The following is a 17,326-nucleotide window of genomic DNA, read 5'->3' on the forward strand; positions in this document are numbered from 1 at the left end:
CCCCCTTTTTTTGCCCAAAAGCGTCCAGATTCCCCTTGCACCCAAAACCGGACGTGACGCGTCTATGAGTTAGAGCGATCTGACTGGCTGGGCCTGATATACTTCCTATCAGGGAGATTGCACCCGGCCGGAAGTACCCGGAGGGGCTACAACACATGAGCAACGGATTCAAGTACTCGGTGGTGAGCGTTTCCACCGTGCTGGTGGCACTGCTGTTGATCGGGGCGGTCCTGGGCCAAAGCCCGGAGACCAATCCCGCGGACCCCTACCGCCACCTGAACGTGTTCACCGAGGTCTTTGCCAAGGTGAAGGCAGACTACGTGGAAGAGCCCGACATGAAGAATGTCACGCTGGGCGCCGTGAATGGTCTGCTGGTCTCCCTGGACCCGTTCGCCAGCTACTTGAATGCCGAGCAGTACAAACAATATCTAAAAGTGAAGTCCACCCCGAAGGCCGACATCGGCCTGGTGCTCAGCCGCAAGTACGGCTATGAGATCGGTGTCGTGGATGCGATTCCCGGCTCCCCGGCGGACAAAGCCGGCCTCTCGACGGGCGACATCCTGGAAGCCATCAACGGGATTTCGACGCGCGATATGCCGCTGGCTTACGCCGATGTGTTGCTGCATGGCGACGCCGGCTCCACTCTCGAGTTGACGGTATTGCGGCTGCGCAAGCCTGAGCCGACTAAGATGACATTGACCCGCGCCCAGGTGCAGGCGCCGCAGATGATCTCGAAGATGCTCGACAAGGAAGTCGGCTATGTCAGCGTCGAGGATCTCGGCAAGGGCAAGACCCAGGCGGTGCAGACTGCCATTGCCGGCCTGGAAAAGCAGGGTGCGAAAAAGATCATCCTGGATCTGCGCCACTCGGCCGTGAATGTGCCGGAAGAAGGCGTGGCGCTGGCCAACCTGTTCCTGGATAAAGGCACGATTGGTTCGCTGAGCGGACAGAAGGTCCCCAAGCAGACGTATCAGGCCGATCCGGCCAAGGTGTCTTACAAAGGACCGCTGGTGGTGCTGACCAACCGCGGTACATCCGGTGCTGCCGAAATCCTGGCCGCCGCGCTGTTGGACAACAAGCGCGCCTCCATCGTGGGCGAACGCACTTATGGTGACGCGGCCATGCGCAAAGCAGTCACCACGGAAGACGGCGGAGCGGTGCTGCTCGCTGTCGCCAAGTATTACTCGCCTGCCGGGAAAGCGATCCAGGACAACTCGGTGGTGCCCAACTACCTGGTGACCGACACCGAGCCCGAGGCCGCCACGGACGAAGACGATGCCACGCCGGCCCCTCCGAAGGACCCCAAGGATCCGAAGTCGTCCGAAGATGCGATTTTGAAGAAAGCGTTGGAAGTCGTGAACGGTAAGGTTCAGGCCTCCAACACGGTCGACGTGAAGCCCGGCGATGCCAGCGTGATGCGTCCGCTGAACATCCCGGCGCCCAAGAATTAACTGCTATGCCACTGTACGAATACAAATGTGATCGCTGCCATAAGACGATTGAGGTTCTGCAGAAGTTTTCCGATACCCCGCTCAGCGTCCATGAAGAATGCGGCGGAGCCTTGGAACGCCTGATCTCCACATCGGCCCTTCAGTTCAAGGGCAGCGGCTTTTACATCACTGACTATTCGAAGTCCAAGTCCTCGGGCAGCAACCCTTCCAACGGCAAGAGCGCGAGCGGCAAAGAGAGCTCTTCGAGCAGCTCAGAGTCCTCCTCTTCCACCAAGACGGAATCGACGCCCAAGCCCGCTGCCAGTGAATCCAGCAAGTAAGGCCGGCTCGCGCCGCTTCGTCGCCTTCGATCGCGACGGCACCCTCATTGTGGAGAAGAACTATCTCTCCGACCCCGACCAGGTGGAACTGTTGCCGGGCGCCAGCGAGGCTGTCGCACTGCTGCGGAACGCCGGCTTTGGCCTGATTGTGGTCACGAATCAATCGGGTGTCGGGCGGGGCTATTTCACGCTCGAGCAAGTGCACGCCGTGCATCGCCGACTGCGCGAATTGCTGGGTGACTTCGACGGAATCTATATCTGCCCGCATGCCCCGGCCGAGGAGTGCGATTGCCGCAAGCCGAAACCGGGCCTGCTGCGGCAGGCTGCCCGGGAGCTGCGTTTCACGGCTTCGGACTGCGTTGTGATCGGCGACAAGGACGTGGACGTGGGCCTGGCGCACAATGCGGGAGCAAAGGGCGTCCTGGTGACGACAGGCTATGGAGCCGGGCATTTGGCGGCGGGCCGTGTCCGCCCCGACTTTGTGGCCGCGGACCTGCTCACCGCCGCGCAATGGGCAATCGCCCAGGAATCGCACGCGCCTACCGTGGAATGAGCGATGATCTTGGCATGTCCAAGATCGTTCGTTACGAGTTCATGGGTAGCTGGCTCTTCTTCTGGGCGCTCTGCATCACGGTGATCGGCATCCCGCTGGGGATCCTCTACCTCATCAGCGGCCTGCTGAAGGTAGAACATGAGATGGAAGATCCAGAACGGTTCATCTCGGCTTTTCGCAGCGGACGCCTGGGGCAGAAGCCCTGAAGTGCCCAGCCGCCCATTCACGCGGCCCGGGAAACGCTGACGAAGGTGGATTGGAGCGTCGCCACATCCACCTGCAGTTCCCAGACCTTGCCGGATTCATCCCGGATCTGCGGCAGATGCTCTGCAATGGCCGTAACGCCGGGCCGGAGTTCGCCGTCCAGGGCGGCAACCAGCAATCGAATCAATCGGTCCGTGGAAGGACCGATGGGATCATCACCGGACTCCCACTTCGAGATTTTGGTCTTGTCGGTATGCAGGTAGCGGCCCAATTGCTCCCCACTCATGCTCAGGTGCTTGCGCAGGAAGCGCAACTGCTCACCGGTCAACCGGGCCGGACTGTTCGCGAGAGCCAGGGCGATGGCGCGATGGAGCTTTGCGATGCGCGGAATGATCACATGGGACTCACCGCAGCGGAGACACTCGGCGACTTCTGTCCCCTGCAGGTAGAGATTGGAGATTCCACTCTCGAGATAGCGGTAACGGCGGCGTTCGGATTTGGCGGTTTCACCGCAATTCGTGCAGATGAGGATGTTCTCGCTGCTCATGTGGCCCTCTTGAACACGGTAATGTAAACCGCCAGTTCAGTTCGAAGCGTAAACACCACCGCGATCCCGGATAGTTCCGCGGTGAAGCCCTCGATTCTGTATTTCCACTGACCTGTTCTGATGTCCTGCTCAGGTGCCATCGAGATCATGCCCGATTTGCAGACTCGAATTACATCCTCCATCGTCAAGTTGTCGCTCTGCAACTCATCCCGGAAGTGCCGGGAGTAAATGACGGCGCCGGCTTCGAGGCACCAAATCAGCTTGGCTTTCGCTCCAGCCCCGCTGAGCGGTTCGTCATGCAACTGTTGGCATTATACCAACGCACGATGTCGCCAGATCAAGCCGCATCCAAATCCCCTTTTGCGACACATCGAGTCGCCGCCACAAGTTGAGCTAGCCCAAAGCCGGCAGTTGCCGAGTAGCCCCTGCCACTACGGCTCCAGGAACATCTCGCCCATCACCTTGTCCCAATTCGCGCCGGGCTGCGCCTTGCTGAGATCTTCCATCAGCACGCCGCCATCGGCCAGGGACGGACCCGTTGCTTCCGGCGACAACAGCATCTGCAGCCGGTCCAGTTCGTCGCGCAGCCAGCCGCTGACTTCGTGACCGTGCAGCAGGTGCCGCAGGTCTGTGGGTTTGTTGGCGACAGGACGCAGGCGCAGGTACCAGCCCTGGTCCGGCCCTCCGGTCTCGATCACCTCGCCTTCCACGGGCGATAGCACCCGGAAGGCCACGCCATTGCGGTCTCCACGCCAGGCCACGCCGTTGTTCTCGAGATGCGTTCCAGGCGCGGGCAGGCGCACATGGTCGGGCGGGCCAATCAGGCGTCGTCCCAGGTCGTCGAGCCCCACCACCAGCGTTCCATTCGACTCAGGCCGCACCCAGGCATGACCACGGTGATAGTAGTTCTCCACCGGGAATTCCAACCCATAGGTCTCCACCGGCATTGTTTCGTCGACCATGGGCGCCAGTTCGACGAACTTCGGATGGGTGACACAATCGCGGCACTCGAAGGCATTCGGACAGAGCCGGGACTGCGTTTCGCCGGACAGCATGTGGCGGCAGCGGCGTTCCCGGTCGCTCAGGTCGTGGAAGTCGCTCTGCCAGCGGATCCGCGGCTCGCGATTGAGCCTCGCATCCCGCCAGCTTCTGTAAGCGGCCACGATCGCAGCGGTGAGAATCACCAGGCCAACCGTGCAGAAGATGGAGACGAACAGGATGTGTCCGAACGTCCAGTGAAAGCCATTAACTCCGGGAAACATAATCCAACTCCTCAGTTTCAACAGGCGCTGTCAGTTGTTTTTCATCGGGGAAGAGCGGCAGATAGCGGAACGACAACGCGTAAACCAATACGCCATAGGCGAGCACGGCGGAAAAGACGCCGAACTCCTGCCAGCTCGGGAAATAGGACAGGAACTCATCGAAGGGCAGCGTGGGCAGTGCCAGAGTCTGAATTGTCAGGACGAAGCGATTCAATGAGACTCCACAGCAGGCCAGGATGGCCGCGCAGGTCAACACGACGGGCTTGGCCCGCAGCCTCGATGACAGCAGCAGCAGGGCCGGCACCAGGCCCAGCAGCACGATTTCAGTGAAGAGGATCCACGTGCCGAACGGCTTGTGCGTGTAGAACTCAAACGGAGTGAAGCCGGCCGCCTGGGAGGTCTTATTGAGCCAGATCAGCGTATCCACGCTCTTCAAAGCAATGTATATAGTCAGCAGCACGCCCGAGGTCTTGCCCAGCATCTGATAAACCCCGCCGCGCACCAGCGGTTTGTTGCTGAGCTTTTCGGCCAGCTTGGTGGTGAGCAGTATAAAGCTTGGGCCGACTGCAATCGCTGAGAGGATGAACAGGAAGAACGTCGAGGGCCAGATGGCGAAGCCTTCACGGTAAGCGAAGGGCCGCCCGCGCAGGACGCCGTACAAGCCACCCAGCGAACCCTGGTGGAAGAACGACAGCAGAGTGCCCACGGCCGCCAGCACTGGAATCACCTTGTGAAGTTCGAATTCGAAGACCAGAAACGAGGGGATCTGCTTCAGCTTGCGGTTCTTGAGCAGGATGGGAATGTACTCGACGGCGAGCACGGTGAGGTAGCACGTGATGCAGAACGAGACCTCGGTCAGCATCGAATGGACGTTGGGATGCCAGAAGGTAAACCAGGCACGCGCCGGCTGTCCGACGTCCACGGCCAGCGCCACCATGGCGCCGCTGTAGCAGACAAAGCCAATGATGACCGCGCTGTTGATGACAGATTTCAGGGCCTTCCACTTCATCAGGTAGAGCAGGAAGCCGGTAAAGAACGCGCCGGCGCCGAGGGCGATCACCGTGAGGTCGAGGAAGATCCACAAACCGAACGCGAACCGGTTGTCCATGTTCGTCTGGTTCAGCCCATAGCGCAGGCAAAGGTAGATGGAGTACGCGCCAAAGGCGAACAGCAGAAGCCAGGGCGCCATGCGGAGCGCGAAGCCCCGGGGCGAGCACCGTTCCAGCCCGCGCGGAATCAGGTTGCGGTCGTCGAAGCTAGGCATGTGCTTGCTCCTTTGCGCTGCGCTCAGCCAGGCTGCGCACCCACGGGCGACTGGAGTGGTAGTAGACCTTGGGGCCGGTTCCCAGCTTGGTCAGCATCTGGAATGTGCCGTCGGCCTGGGCCAGCTTGTGAACCTCGGTGGTGGGGTCGTCCAGGTCACCCAGCACCATCGCGCCGGTGGGACAGGCTTCGACACAGGCGGAGATGTAGGTTGAAGGCGGCGGTTGCCCGGCTGCTGTCGCCTGGTCCTCAGCGGCGTGCAGCCGCGAGGCGCAGAGGTTGCACTTCTCGACGACGCCACGCATGCGAGGCGCGACGGTCGGGTTCAGGGTCGCTTCCATCCCGACGGGCCACTGTGGATCCCACCAGTTGAAGTAGCGGGCGTGATAGGGGCACGCGGTCATGCAGTAGCGGCAGCCCAGGCAGCGCTGCGGCATCTGGGTAACAATGCCGGTGGCTTCGTCGAGTTCCACGGCCTGCTGGGGACAGACTGTTTCGCAGGGCGGCTCGCTGCAGTGCATGCACATCAGCGGCAGGAAAGCGGTCTGGCGCCGGTCAGCCGGAGCGCCGTTATGAACCGGATAAACGCGCATTGGAGTGATGCCGGTGCGGTCAGTGGCCCTTTCCGGAGCCGGTGCCACATTGTTCTCAGCCGCGCAGGCCACCATGCAGGCGCCGCAACCCGTGCAGAGGTCAACGTCCACGACCATCCCGTAGCGGCGGTGTTTCTTCGTGACAGCCATGTCAGATCTCCCTCGTCGTGCGGAGCGTGGACTCCTGATAAATCTTCGTCGCCAGCGGAGGCATCACAGCGGCGGTCCAGTTGTTGCCTGGTGCAACCATCGCTTTGCCCAGCGTGGCCGGCACGGTGCAATTCAGCAGCTTGGGGGCGGCCGCGTCATCCTGCCAGCAGCCGCCCTGCTGCAGGGCTTCCTGCAGTTTCGCGGCCTCCTTGAACTCCGCCACCGCAGTGGTGGTTCCGGCAGCGGGATCGAAGATCGACCCGCGTTTCGCCGCGTGGATTGCTTCCACGCGCTTGGCCTGCGCCGTCGTGTATTCGTCTTCCGCCCAACCGGCCAGGCGGCCCAGGAAGGCATGCGCCGCAGCGACGCCTTGCGGTGCCGGCAACAGGGCCTGGGCGACGGAGTAGGACGCGGCCAGGGCGTCGAAAGGCTCCACCGCATCGTCGGCCGATTCCAGATTCGCCGGCACCGGAATCACGCACGGTGCGTGGTTGGCTAATCCTGCGTTGTAAGCCGAGAAGCAGACCAGGTAGCCCGTCGGACTCAGCTTCTTCTTCAGCACTTCCCAGGGCGCCGCATCATCCTCGGCGAACAGCAGTTCCAGGGAACCATCGGCTACGGCTTCCAGCGGCAGGGCCGGTGTGCCGGCGATCCCGCGGCGGCTGAGGTATCCGCCTGCGCGACCCACATTCTGCAAATGAACATTGAGGGCAGCCACAGCCGGATCGTCGCCCAACACCAGCGCCGGACCGGAGGCAGCCAGTTCGCGTGCCGTATCCTCAATCAGGGTGGCGGAGAGTCCTGTCGTCCTGGCGGCCTCGCCTGCCGTGATGGTGCCGGCCAGGGCCTGCGCCAGCGCCGCTTCCGATCCAGGTTCGATCAGCAGCCAGCGATCGGCCAAACCAGCGGTGGTCGTGCTGACCGAGTCCACCTGAATGAGGCGGAAACCCTTCTTCTTCCAGGCAGCCAGTACGCGGCCCGGCGTCGCCCAGCCGTCCAGTACCGGCACGCCGAAGCTCAGAATGGTCTTCGCATTCTCAATATCGATGCCCAGCGGATCGGGCGAGCCGCTCCACTGCCGCAGCAGGTTACCCGCGCCTTCGCCGGACCGCGCCACCGTCAGGTAGCGGTCGCTGCCATTGGCCTGCAGGAACCGGCGATAGAGGGTGGAGGCCGTCCGCCCGGGCCGTGCGTCCAGGAATGCCATATTCGCACCCGCGCGTTTCAACTCCGCGGCAACGGCGGCTTGCGCCTTGTCCATCGTCGTAGCCTGTCCACGCAACAGCGGCTGCTTCAGGCGCGCCGGATGCCAGGGCAGTTGATGCGCTCCAAAGGCCAGCGCACACAATCCGCCGCGGCTCACAGGATGCGCGGCGACCGGCGCGATGCCGACCGGCTTGCCTGCGATACAGCGTACTTTCAAGCCGCACGCCGCCGGGCACAAGGTACAGGCCGTGAACTTCGTACTCGGCTCGCCGCGAGCCGGAGTCGGAATCCACGGCCAGTTTTGTGTCCAGATGGCTGAATCGTCCAGAAGTTTCCAAGGCAGGGGGGTGAAGGGCAGCGCCACAACAGCGCCCGCACCGAGAGTAATCAGATCTCGCCTGGTGGGTTTCATAGCAGGCTCCTATTGATGGCAACCGAGGCAACCGGCGGTGACACCGCGCTGGGCATGGCAGTTTTCGCAGTCGGACATCTTCATGCCTTCGTCGGGACGGATATTCACGCGCAGCATCTTCGCGCCCCAGATGCGGCGGCTGTAGCCGCTGATCCGGTTCTCCTCGTAAGCAGGCAGGCTGGCCGACTTGCCATGGTCTCCGTGGCACGTCTCGCACTTCAACTTGCCGGCTTTCACATGCCGTACATGCGAAAACCGCGCATTCGCCGGCTGCCGGTAGTAACCGTGCCAGGGAATCTCGCGGTTGGGTTTGACATACTTTTCTACCAGCGTCTTCTCGGCGAGGCTGGTGCCCTGCGGTTCAGGATGACACCCGGCGCAGTTGGCGATGCCGGGGATTCCGCTGAAGGAACCATCGGCCCGGATCTCGTGGCAGGAGTTGCACTCGCTGCCGGCCTTCTCAGCATGAACTTTATGATTGAACTGAAGAGGCTGGGGGCTGCTCTTATATAAGGCACGCGGAAAAACTGTCCAACCCGCGGTGAGCACTGATACTAAGCCGGCCAGGAACAGGATGGCGGCACGCATGAACTTGTGTCTCCTTGACTATTGAGCGGGCCAGGCTGCATGCGGGTCGAAAAACTCGTGCAGCAGGCGGAACATCTCGTCGCGGGTCAGATGATCGAGCAGGCCCGGCACGCATGTGCCGCCGTCACACAATGTGGAATCCACGCCGCTCCCGCGCCGGCTGGCACACTGCTGGACGAACTCCGAAAGCCTCGAGACTTCCTGCCGGATCCAGTGAATCGCCTGCCGGCCATGCATCAGGCCCTGACGCGACGGCGTACCGGACGGTGGTTCCCAACCTTCAAACAGATAGCCTGATCCGTAAGGATCGGCTGCCAGCCGCGCGGGATTGCCGCGCAGGTAGAGGTTGGCTGAACTGATCAATACCTGGTTGGGGAATACCAGCGGCCAGTCGGCCCCGTGCAGGTTCAGGACAGCGCTGGGGCGATTCACCCCTCGCTGCGTAGCGAAGTTGACTCCATCCAGCCGGCCGATCAGGCGGGCCAGAAATCCGTCGATGCCAATGTGACAGGCGCCGCTCTCATGCGTGTCGATCCACATATGGTTCGCGGTGTAGTACAGCTTGGACGGCACCGGAATGCCTTCCACCTGCCACTCGTCCGCCGGATGCGAACCATTGGGATGCGCCATCTGCAGGTACGTTTCGCAGTATTCAAAGCTGTCCGATCCGCACTTGCCCAACTGCGACTCACTGTACGGGACCATCTTCGGCACCGACTGCGCCGCGCAGTACTGCATGAGCGATTCGTGCAGAAACGGGCACCGGCCCGGATCTTCCGAAATGGCGCGCTGATCCGTGAAAATGGAACACTGCTGATACCCGGCCGACGAGCACTTCTCTCCGGAAGTGTCGGTGCGGCCTTCCACAATCAGCTTCCGTAACGGCGCAGCCTGGCAGCTGCGGGCTCGTGCTTCCCTGAGAAACGGGCAGCTCACGGGGATCTCCTCCTACTGCTTCTTCTCGCGCGGCGTCGGGGGGCGCGTAAACACGGGCGGGGGCACCGGCTCGCCACCATCGGCCATCGTCCAGCCCAGGCCCGGGACCTCCATCGCATGGCCCTGCGCCGAAAGCATGTTTTTCAATTCGCGATCCATCGCATGGCTCTTCTGGCGCTGCTCCACCAGCTCCTTCACGATGTTGTAGCCCACGGCCACAAAGCAGATGAGCGTGACGACGCCCAAAGCCAGATTCGTGTAGTTGAGCCACATCGTCTGCGGATTGTTCCAATCGATACCGAACATCGGAATCTCCTTTTCACTTGGCGGCGTTTCCTCAATGCGTCGGATTCGCCTACATCCTCCTTTGCAGTTACTGGTCCAACCGGCCGCACGCTACAAACAAAGCACTTCTTTGTTTAATTACGGACCATCGCCTCCTATTATGCCGGAATCCCCTACACGGCGAATCCGAAAATCCAACACGGCGCCCAGGAACCGCCAACTCCGACCCGGAGTCTATCCCTCCACTGGGCATTGATATGTGGAAACCCGCTCTCCGCTCCTTCTTCCGGACCCCTGCCTTCACGGCGTCCGCCATCCTCGCTCTCGCTCTTGGCGTTGGTTCGGCCACCGCCGTCTTCAGCGTCGTCGACCGCATCCTCATCCGGTCTCTCCCCTACTCCGGGGAACACCAGTTGGTCTGGCTGGGCATGGGCACACCCCTGGCCGAAGAGGAATTCCTGCTGGGGCCAGACTACCTGGATTGGCGCGCTAAACAGACAGTCTTCAGCGCCATCACCTCAACCAGCATGGTGGGCGATTGCGATCTCTTCGAAAACAACCCGGCGCGCCTGCGCTGCGGCCGGGTGGAGGCGAACTTCCTGGCGACCCTCGGCGTCGCGCCCGCTCTCGGCCGGGATCTCACCAGGGACGACGACCGTCCCGGCGTCGCCCAGAACGTATTGATCTCCTATGACATGTGGCGCGGCCGCTTTGGCGGCGACGCCGGCGTCCTGGGCCGCACCCTCAACCTGGACGGCCGCCCCACCCGCGTCATCGGGGTCCTGCCCGCCAACTTCGAATACCCCAATCTCGCCCGCGTCGATATCCTGCTGCCGCAGCAATTGGACGAAGCCGCGCAGCGCGCTCGTGACCGCATGGCCTTGCTCGTCGTCTTCGGCCGCATGAAACCCGGGCTCACCCTCCCGCAGGCCCGCGCCGCCTTGATGCCCCTCTACGAGGAGTCGCTCAAGCTCGTCCCAGCCCAATTCCGCAAGGAGATTTCGTTGAAGGTTTCAGGCCTGCGGGACCGCCAGTCCCGCGACGCCCGCCTGGCTGCCCAACTCATCACCGCCGCCGTCTTCTGCGTCCTGCTCATCGCCTGCGCCAACGTGGCGAACCTGCTGCTGGCCCGCGCCTCCGGCCAGACGCAGGAGCGTGCGGTCCGCACTGCCCTCGGGGCCACTCGCTGGCAGTTGGTCTGCGAATCGCTCACCGGAACCCTCATCCTGGCTTCGGCCGGTGGCGTGGCCGGCATCGGTCTCGCCTGGTGGCTGCTGCGCCTGCTGCGCAGCCTGGCCCCGGAGGGCATCGCCCGGCTTCGCGAGGCGCAAATCGACTGGCGCGTCGCCGCCTTTGCCGTTCTGCTGACCCTGGCGGCCGGCCTGCTCTCCGGCTTGGCGCCTGCCCTGCTGCGGGTTTCCCTGGAAGACCTCTCGGGGACGCGCGCGACCGAACGGCGCGGCCTCTGGCTGAAACCCCTTCTGGTCACTTCGCAGTTCGCCATCACCGTCGTCCTGCTCACCGGAGCGGGACTCCTGCTCCACAGCCTTTGGAAACTGCAGAACGTGCCGCTCGGCTTCCAGGAGGGCCGCGTCCTCACCGCTACCATGCGGCTCGACTCGCAGCACGCCCTGGAGGCCCAGGATCGTCTCCGCCGCCTGCCCGGCGTTGCCCAGGTAGCCCTGGCCGACTCCGTGCCGCCCTCCGGCCGAACCCAGGCCATGATCTTCTCCCGCATCCAGGTGGAAGGGCGTCCGCCGGAAACCCGCCAAGGCACCGGGGGGATGGTGGTCTATCGCTGGGTCACCCCGGAGTACTTCCCCGCCCTCGGCATTCCGCTGCTGCGCGGCCGCGGTTTCCAGGACAACGACCGCGACGCCATCGTCATCAGCGGATCCCTGGCCACCCGGTTGTTCGGCCAGGAAGACCCCATGGGTCGCCGCCTGCGGGCCGGTCCTGAAAACCCCTGGTTGACGGTAATCGGCATCGCGGGTGAGGTTCGCAACGCACCGCCGGGCGTGAAACAGGATTCGGAATACTACCTGCAGCGGCCCAGGGTGATTCCGGGCGCACCGCGCCGCTGGGTCGCCATCCTCCGCGGAGCCCTGCCCGCCTCATCGATGACACCCCTGATCCGCCGCGAGATGGCCGCCATGGATCCACACTTGCCCGTCGAGATCAACGCCCTGGAAGACAAAGTGGCCGATCTGTACCAACGGCCGCGCTTCCAGACCGTCGTCCTCACAGCCTTTGCCCTGGTTGGAATCCTGCTCGCCAGCATCGGCCTCTACGCCGTGGTCAGCTTCTTCGTCACACAACGCACCCGGGAAATCGGGGTAAGGCTCTGCCTGGGGTCCACCCCGGCCGGAATTGTGTCTCTCGTCTTGAGCCGCGCCTTGCGCTGGACGGCTGGCGGCGCGCTGCTGGGCCTCGCCGCTTCCCTCGCCTCGGCCCGCTACCTGAAGGGACTGCTGTTCCAGACGGAGTTCCAGTCGCCCTGGATCTACGCCTCCGTCATCGGCCTGCTGCTGGTTGTGGCGCTGGCGGCGGCGCTCCAGCCCGGCTTGCGGGCCGCCCGGCTCGACCCCATGTCCGCACTGCGCCGCGATTGATCCCTAATAGAAGAAACCGCCCGCATTGCTGCGGGCGGCCTTTGACTGCAACTTGAAGATCAGAAATGAGTTAAGCCTTGCGCTTGCGGATCAGGGCGAGTGCGCCCAGGCCCAGGCCCATCAGAGCGTAGGTGCCGGGTTCAGGAACCTGCGCCGCTTCGATCTGAACCAGGAAGGTCTGCTTCTTGGTTCTGGTCAGGTCGCCGTTGAGCGACACACCGCTGACCACCGCGAAGGTGCCGAAACCGTAGGTCGGGTTGCTCTGCACGTAGGAGATGGCTGCGTTGAGCGGGGACATGTTCGCAACAGCGGGGCTCGCGGCGGAAGGGGTACCGATATTCAGCACCTTCCAGATGGAGGCCTGGAGGTTCTGATCAGCAGTTAGCGCGGCGCCAGTCTGCTTGGCCAGGTTCTGGAAGGTCGCCATCTGCGTCAGCAGGTAGGCGGCCACCTGGTAACGCTGCAGGGAGGACAGGACCGGCGGATTCAGCGCCCAGTTCGTGTTGTTGCCCTTCTGGACCTGATTCTTTTCGGTAGCGGTCCAGTCAGAGAGCGCCACCACGTTGGCGGAATAGCTGTCCGGCGGACCGGCGACGAAGTTTTCCCAGTCGACGCACCAGAAGTAGGTGCTGTAGCCCTCGAGCGTGCCTCCGAAGCCCCCGCCGCTCAGAACCGCGAGGCTCTCGTTTTGAATATTGACCGACTTGTCAGTCCCCAGTACGGAAGGCGGCAGTGGCGCCGCAGAGACTGAAGATATCGCCGCCATGAAAACGGCGGCTCCGAACAGCATTGAGTTGAGTTTCATTTATTGTTCTCCAGTTGTTCTGCCGGCCATCCGGAGCGGTTAAGCGCCAGGCTCAGCAAGCAGTCACACCAGTAACCTACCGGGCCTGCTTGCGTGCCCCTAGAACCTGGAATCCTAGAACCGAAAACTATGCGGCATCGGAGAACGGGCCGAAAATGCCCCCAAACGCCGGAAATTGGAACTATGGGCAGGCGAAACAGTACTCGGGTGACGAAACTTTGGCGGGGTGTACCGGCGGTCGCCCATAACCTGGACCCAAACCCCGGTTAGTACTATCCGCGTACAAAGGACCAAAAAATAGTCAGAATGACTAGGCCGGCGGTCCAGATGGAGGTTCAACCGCCCCCAGGCGAGGTTCGGCGCCGGTCCGCCACGGCACGGGCGTCATTCTTTTGTCGGACCGCACGGCTTGCAGGCAGCCCCAACGTCGGGAGTGGAGACAGTTGTCACATTCCAACCAGCGGCGAAGCCAATCGAAACCCGCTCGTAGCTGCGGATTGAGAACTTCCGGCCTCTCCCTGGATGAACATTCAGATTGTCATCCTGTATTAACTCCTGTAGACTGCGAGCAAATCCCACTGGGAGGGGTTCCTTGTTCATTAGAAAAATCACATACCAAGTTGTGTGCCTGCTCGCCTTGCCGTTGGCCTTCGTCTACGGCCAGACCGGCTCAGGCGCTATTTCGGGTCAGGTGACCGATCCAGCCGGTTCGGCTGTGCCCGGCGCCGCGATCCGGCTGATTCAGGAGGCGACCAACCGCGAGTTGGCGACAGTGAGTTCCGAGTCTGGAATTTACTCATTTCCCGCTTTGGAAGTCGGTTCTTACACGCTCAATGTGGAAGTAGCCGGCTTTAAGAAGATGTCCCGCACGGGCATCGTGGTGGCCACCGCCACGCGCGTCAATATCGACGCCCGCATGGAAGTCGGCGATGTCACGCAAACCGTCGATGTCAAAGACGATGCCCCGCTGCTTTCGGCGGCGAGCAGCGATCTAGGCACCAGTTTTCAGCCGAAGTTCATGAAGGATGCGCCGCTCTTCGTGGCCGGCGGTTTTCGGAATCCGGAAAACTTCATCTCGTTTCTGCCCGGCGTCAACAATGGCGTGCAGGACTCCAGCATCAACGGCGGACCGCGCCGCGGCAAGGAAATCCTCATCGATGGCGCTTCCCACACCAATCCCGAAAGCGGCGGCGTGGCCTTCGCCTCCAATGGCGGCATTGGTTCCGTCGAGCAGTACGGTGAGTTCAAACTGTTGAATTCGAACTTCTCGGCCGAATACGGCCGCACGGCGGGCGGCATCGAGGTGTTCGTCACCAAGTCCGGCACCAACCAGTTCCATGGCGGCGTCTTCGAGTTCAACCGCAACGACGCCTACGACGCGGCCGGCTGGTCCATCAACCGCCAGCGCCGCTTCCCCGACGGCGACACCCGCAATCCGAACAAAGCCAAGGTGCGCCAAAACGAGTACGGCCTCAACCTGGGCGGACCGGTCTGGATCCCCGGAGTCTACAACGGCAAGAACAAATCGTTCTTCTATTTCACCCGCAACTGGTATCGCCAAGCCAACGCCTCCAGCACGGCCATCGCCAGCATCGCCACCCAGGCCATGCGCGCCGGCGATTTCTCGGAACTGGGCGCCAAGCTGATCTACGACCCCGACAGTACGCAGACCGTCAACGGCGTCGTCACGCGCACACCCTTCGCCAACAACCAGATCCCCACCAACCGCTTCAGCAGCGTGTCGAAGAATATGCTGGGCCTCATCCCGAATCCGACGGGCCCCGGCATCTCGTCCAACTTCTCCGTCAGCAACCTGGGCATTCGCGATCTGGACATCTGGAGCATCAAGGCCGACCACGTCTTCAACGACACCAACCGCGTCAGTTTCTTCCTCAGCAGGCAGAACATCACGCAGCTGGCCGAAGGCGGCCTGCCCGGTCCCCTGGCCAACGGCCTCTACACCCTGGACAAACCCGACACCTGGCGCGCCACCTACGACGCCAGCATCTCCCCCACCTTCTTTAACCACTTCGTCTTCGGCCTGTCGCGGTACAACAACTACTTCGATCAGTTGCCGCAGCACAAACAGGGGTGGCCGGAGAAGCTCGGCCTGAAGGGCGTCGCCACCGACGGCTCCAGTTCATTCCCCATCGTCACCTTCACCGACGGTCTCACTGGTTTCGGCAACGACCCCAAGAACCGCGGCAACCAGTCCAACTGGACCTACACCCTCTCCGACACGGCCAGCAAGGTCCTGGGCCGTCACGACCTGAAGTTCGGCTTCGAATACCATCGCGGCCGCACGTTCCAGGAACCGCTGGACGACGCCTACGCCCACGGCCGCTTCAACTACTCCAACTTCCAGACAGCCGCCCCCGGAGCGTCACGCGCCACCACCGGCTACTCCTTCGCCAGCTTCCTGCTGGGCGGACCCGATAGCGCCCGCCGCGACTTCAACACCAAGGGCGTCAACATTCTCTATGTCACCGACTCCGCGTTCCTCACCGACAACATCAAGGTGACCTCGCGCCTGACGCTGAACATCGGCATCCGCTACGAGCTCTACTTCCCCCGGTTCGACCAGAACTACACGATCTCGAGCTTCGATCCCTCCGTCCCGAACCCCGGGGCCGGCGGTCTCGCTGGCGCCCTGACGTTCCTGGGCGAAGGGCCCGGCCGCAACGGCAAAAAGCGCTTCGGCAGTATCTATCCCACCAACTTCGGCCCGCGCCTGGGCGCCGCCTACCAGTTGAACCAGAAGACCGTCCTGCGCGGTGGCTACGGCCTCTACTACTCGGCGGCCAACGGCAACACGGGCGGCGGCTGCTTCCCCTGCGGCTGGGGCACCAGCTACAGCAGCGCTCCGCAGTCGCTCGACGGCCTGGCTCCGGTCTTCAACTGGGACAACGGCTTCACCCCCGGGCCGCCCCGTCCGCTGCCCGTCGTGGATCCCTCCTTCGCCAACGGCCAGAGCGTGCTCATCCTCACCGGCGAAGACGGCCTGCCCGGTAAAATCCAGAACTGGAGCCTCAACGTCCAGCGCGAGCTGCCCGGCAGCTGGTTCCTGGATGTCGCCTACGTCGGCATGAAGAGCACCCACCTGAACTCGGCCACGCCGTATAACCAGGTGAACCCGGGCCAGCTCAAGTACGGCGACCTGCTGCCCTTGAGCATCAACGATGCGCGCGTCGTCAACGCCGGCTTCAGCAAGCCGTTCCCGACGTTCACGGGCACTCTCGCCCAGGCCCTTCGCCCCTATCCGCAGTACCTCAACATCACCCACACCTACCTCGGCAACGCGGGCAGCACCTACAATGCCCTGCAGGCCAAGGTGGAGCGCCGCTACAAGTCGCTCAGCGTCCTGTTGGGCTACACCTGGTCCAAGGGCCTGTCCAACGTCGGCGCCGAAACCCAGACAGGCTCCGGAATCGCGGTCCAGGATCAGTACAACCTCGGCAACGAGAAGAGCTTCCAGCGCTTCGACACGCCGCAGGTGCTGAACCTCATCTACACCTGGGATCTGCCCTTCGGCAAGAAAGGCAGCAACCTGGTGAAGAAGCTGACGGGCGGCTGGACGGTTGCCGGCATCCACCAGTACCGCTCCGGCACCCTGCTGCAGCCCACCGTGCCCAACACGTTGGCGGCGTCCCTCTTCAACCCCGTGCTGCGCGCCAACCTCTCCGGTTCGTCGATCCGCACGGGCACCAACCGCACGGATCTCGATCCCGACAACCCGAATGTGCGCTGGTTCGACCGGAACGCCTTCACGCTGCCCGGCCCGCTCCAGTTCGGCACGGCCGCCGCTTTCCTCAACAACCTGCGCACCCCGCCGGTCCTGTCGGAGAGCTTCTCCATCGTCAAGCGCACGATCCTGTTCGCTTATAAGGATCAGCCGGTAGATCTCGAACTGCGAGCCGATGCCTCGAACGTCCTGAACCGGACGCTCTTCGGAGGCATCAACGTGAACCTGACAGATCCCAACTTCGGCCGCGCCACCGCGGTCCAGGTAGGCCCCAGGTTCATGCAGTTAGGCATCAAGGTGAACTTCTAGAGTTCACCCCGAACGCAATCCCAAGAGATTGAGTCGGAGGAAAAAGGGCCCGTGGCGTCAAGCTGCGGGCCCTTCGGCGTTGTGCCGG

The 17,326-nt window shown here is 62.8% G+C and carries 16 protein-coding genes; 6 read left to right on the plus strand and 10 right to left on the minus strand.

Annotation, left to right across the window (positions count from 1 at the left end; translation table 11 throughout):
* Window positions 1-155 precede the first annotated feature (155 nt).
* The 4 genes from ACR9Y2_RS26580 to ACR9Y2_RS26595 are packed head-to-tail and all read left to right on the plus strand — an operon-like array spanning window position 156 to window position 2,530.
* Window positions 156-1,451, plus strand: coding sequence for a S41 family peptidase (locus ACR9Y2_RS26580; RefSeq protein ID WP_435044765.1), 1,296 nt, complete (start codon window positions 156-158; stop codon window positions 1,449-1,451).
* A 5-nt stretch (window positions 1,452-1,456) separates the two neighbouring features.
* Window positions 1,457-1,771 (plus strand): FmdB family zinc ribbon protein, encoded by a 315-nt coding sequence (locus ACR9Y2_RS26585; RefSeq protein WP_435044766.1) that lies wholly within the window; start codon window positions 1,457-1,459, stop codon window positions 1,769-1,771.
* The gene (locus tag ACR9Y2_RS26590) at window positions 1,755-2,324 is read left to right on the plus strand and encodes a D-glycero-alpha-D-manno-heptose-1,7-bisphosphate 7-phosphatase (protein ID WP_435044767.1); all 570 of its coding nucleotides are present in this window, start codon (window positions 1,755-1,757) and stop codon (window positions 2,322-2,324) included. The genes ACR9Y2_RS26585 and ACR9Y2_RS26590 overlap by 17 nt, the downstream gene beginning before the upstream one ends.
* Window positions 2,325-2,338: 14 nt before the next feature.
* Window positions 2,339-2,530 carry a hypothetical protein gene (locus ACR9Y2_RS26595; RefSeq protein WP_435044768.1) on the plus strand — a complete coding sequence of 64 codons (192 nt, stop codon included), beginning with the start codon at window positions 2,339-2,341 and terminating at the stop codon, window positions 2,528-2,530.
* A gap of 17 nt (window positions 2,531-2,547) precedes the next feature.
* On the opposite strand, the gene ACR9Y2_RS26600 is transcribed toward ACR9Y2_RS26595, so the two are convergent.
* The 9 genes from ACR9Y2_RS26600 to ACR9Y2_RS26640 form a co-directional block, all read right to left on the minus strand.
* Window positions 2,548-3,075, minus strand: a complete 528-nt coding sequence (locus ACR9Y2_RS26600) for a type II TA system antitoxin MqsA family protein (RefSeq protein WP_435044769.1) — start codon at window positions 3,073-3,075, stop codon at window positions 2,548-2,550.
* The gene (locus tag ACR9Y2_RS26605) at window positions 3,072-3,377 is read right to left on the minus strand and encodes a DUF4258 domain-containing protein (protein ID WP_435044770.1); all 306 of its coding nucleotides are present in this window, start codon (window positions 3,375-3,377) and stop codon (window positions 3,072-3,074) included. The genes ACR9Y2_RS26600 and ACR9Y2_RS26605 overlap by 4 nt, the downstream gene beginning before the upstream one ends.
* Before the next feature lie 129 nt (window positions 3,378-3,506).
* Complete coding sequence (locus ACR9Y2_RS26610) at window positions 3,507-4,337, minus strand: glycine cleavage system protein H (RefSeq protein ID WP_435044771.1); 831 nt, start codon at window positions 4,335-4,337, stop codon at window positions 3,507-3,509.
* Window positions 4,321-5,601, minus strand: coding sequence for a menaquinone reductase integral membrane subunit QrcD (gene qrcD / locus ACR9Y2_RS26615; protein ID WP_435044773.1), 1,281 nt, complete (start codon window positions 5,599-5,601; stop codon window positions 4,321-4,323). Before qrcD ends, ACR9Y2_RS26610 begins: the two co-directional genes overlap by 17 nt.
* Window positions 5,594-6,343, minus strand: coding sequence for a 4Fe-4S dicluster domain-containing protein (locus ACR9Y2_RS26620; protein WP_435044774.1), 750 nt, complete (start codon window positions 6,341-6,343; stop codon window positions 5,594-5,596). The genes qrcD and ACR9Y2_RS26620 overlap by 8 nt, the downstream gene beginning before the upstream one ends.
* A gap of 1 nt (window position 6,344) precedes the next feature.
* Window positions 6,345-7,961: a molybdopterin-dependent oxidoreductase gene (locus ACR9Y2_RS26625; RefSeq protein ID WP_435044775.1), complete on the minus strand. Its 1,617-nt coding sequence runs from the start codon at window positions 7,959-7,961 to the stop codon at window positions 6,345-6,347.
* Window positions 7,962-7,970: 9 nt separating this feature from the next.
* Window positions 7,971-8,549: a menaquinone reductase multiheme cytochrome c subunit QrcA gene (gene qrcA, locus ACR9Y2_RS26630; protein ID WP_435044776.1), complete on the minus strand. Its 579-nt coding sequence runs from the start codon at window positions 8,547-8,549 to the stop codon at window positions 7,971-7,973.
* Between the two features lie 18 nt (window positions 8,550-8,567).
* Window positions 8,568-9,485 (minus strand): hypothetical protein, encoded by a 918-nt coding sequence (locus tag ACR9Y2_RS26635; protein WP_435044777.1) that lies wholly within the window; start codon window positions 9,483-9,485, stop codon window positions 8,568-8,570.
* A gap of 12 nt (window positions 9,486-9,497) precedes the next feature.
* Window positions 9,498-9,791, minus strand: a complete 294-nt coding sequence (locus ACR9Y2_RS26640; protein ID WP_435044778.1) for a hypothetical protein — start codon at window positions 9,789-9,791, stop codon at window positions 9,498-9,500.
* A 236-nt stretch (window positions 9,792-10,027) separates the two neighbouring features.
* Between ACR9Y2_RS26640 and ACR9Y2_RS26645 the strand changes: the two genes are divergently transcribed.
* Entirely contained in the window at window positions 10,028-12,382 is a 2,355-nt protein-coding gene (locus ACR9Y2_RS26645; protein WP_435044780.1) for an ABC transporter permease, read from the plus strand.
* Between the two features lie 70 nt (window positions 12,383-12,452).
* On the opposite strand, the gene ACR9Y2_RS26650 is transcribed toward ACR9Y2_RS26645, so the two are convergent.
* Window positions 12,453-13,187, minus strand: coding sequence for a PEP-CTERM sorting domain-containing protein (locus ACR9Y2_RS26650; protein ID WP_435044781.1), 735 nt, complete (start codon window positions 13,185-13,187; stop codon window positions 12,453-12,455).
* Between the two features lie 592 nt (window positions 13,188-13,779).
* On the opposite strand from ACR9Y2_RS26650, the gene ACR9Y2_RS26655 reads away from it, so the two are divergent.
* Entirely contained in the window at window positions 13,780-17,238 is a 3,459-nt protein-coding gene (locus tag ACR9Y2_RS26655; protein WP_435044782.1) for a carboxypeptidase regulatory-like domain-containing protein, read from the plus strand.
* Window positions 17,239-17,326 lie beyond the last annotated feature (88 nt).

This window comes from Paludibaculum fermentans (assembly GCF_051172195.1).
Lineage (GTDB): Bacteria > Acidobacteriota > Terriglobia > Bryobacterales > Bryobacteraceae > Paludibaculum > Paludibaculum fermentans_A.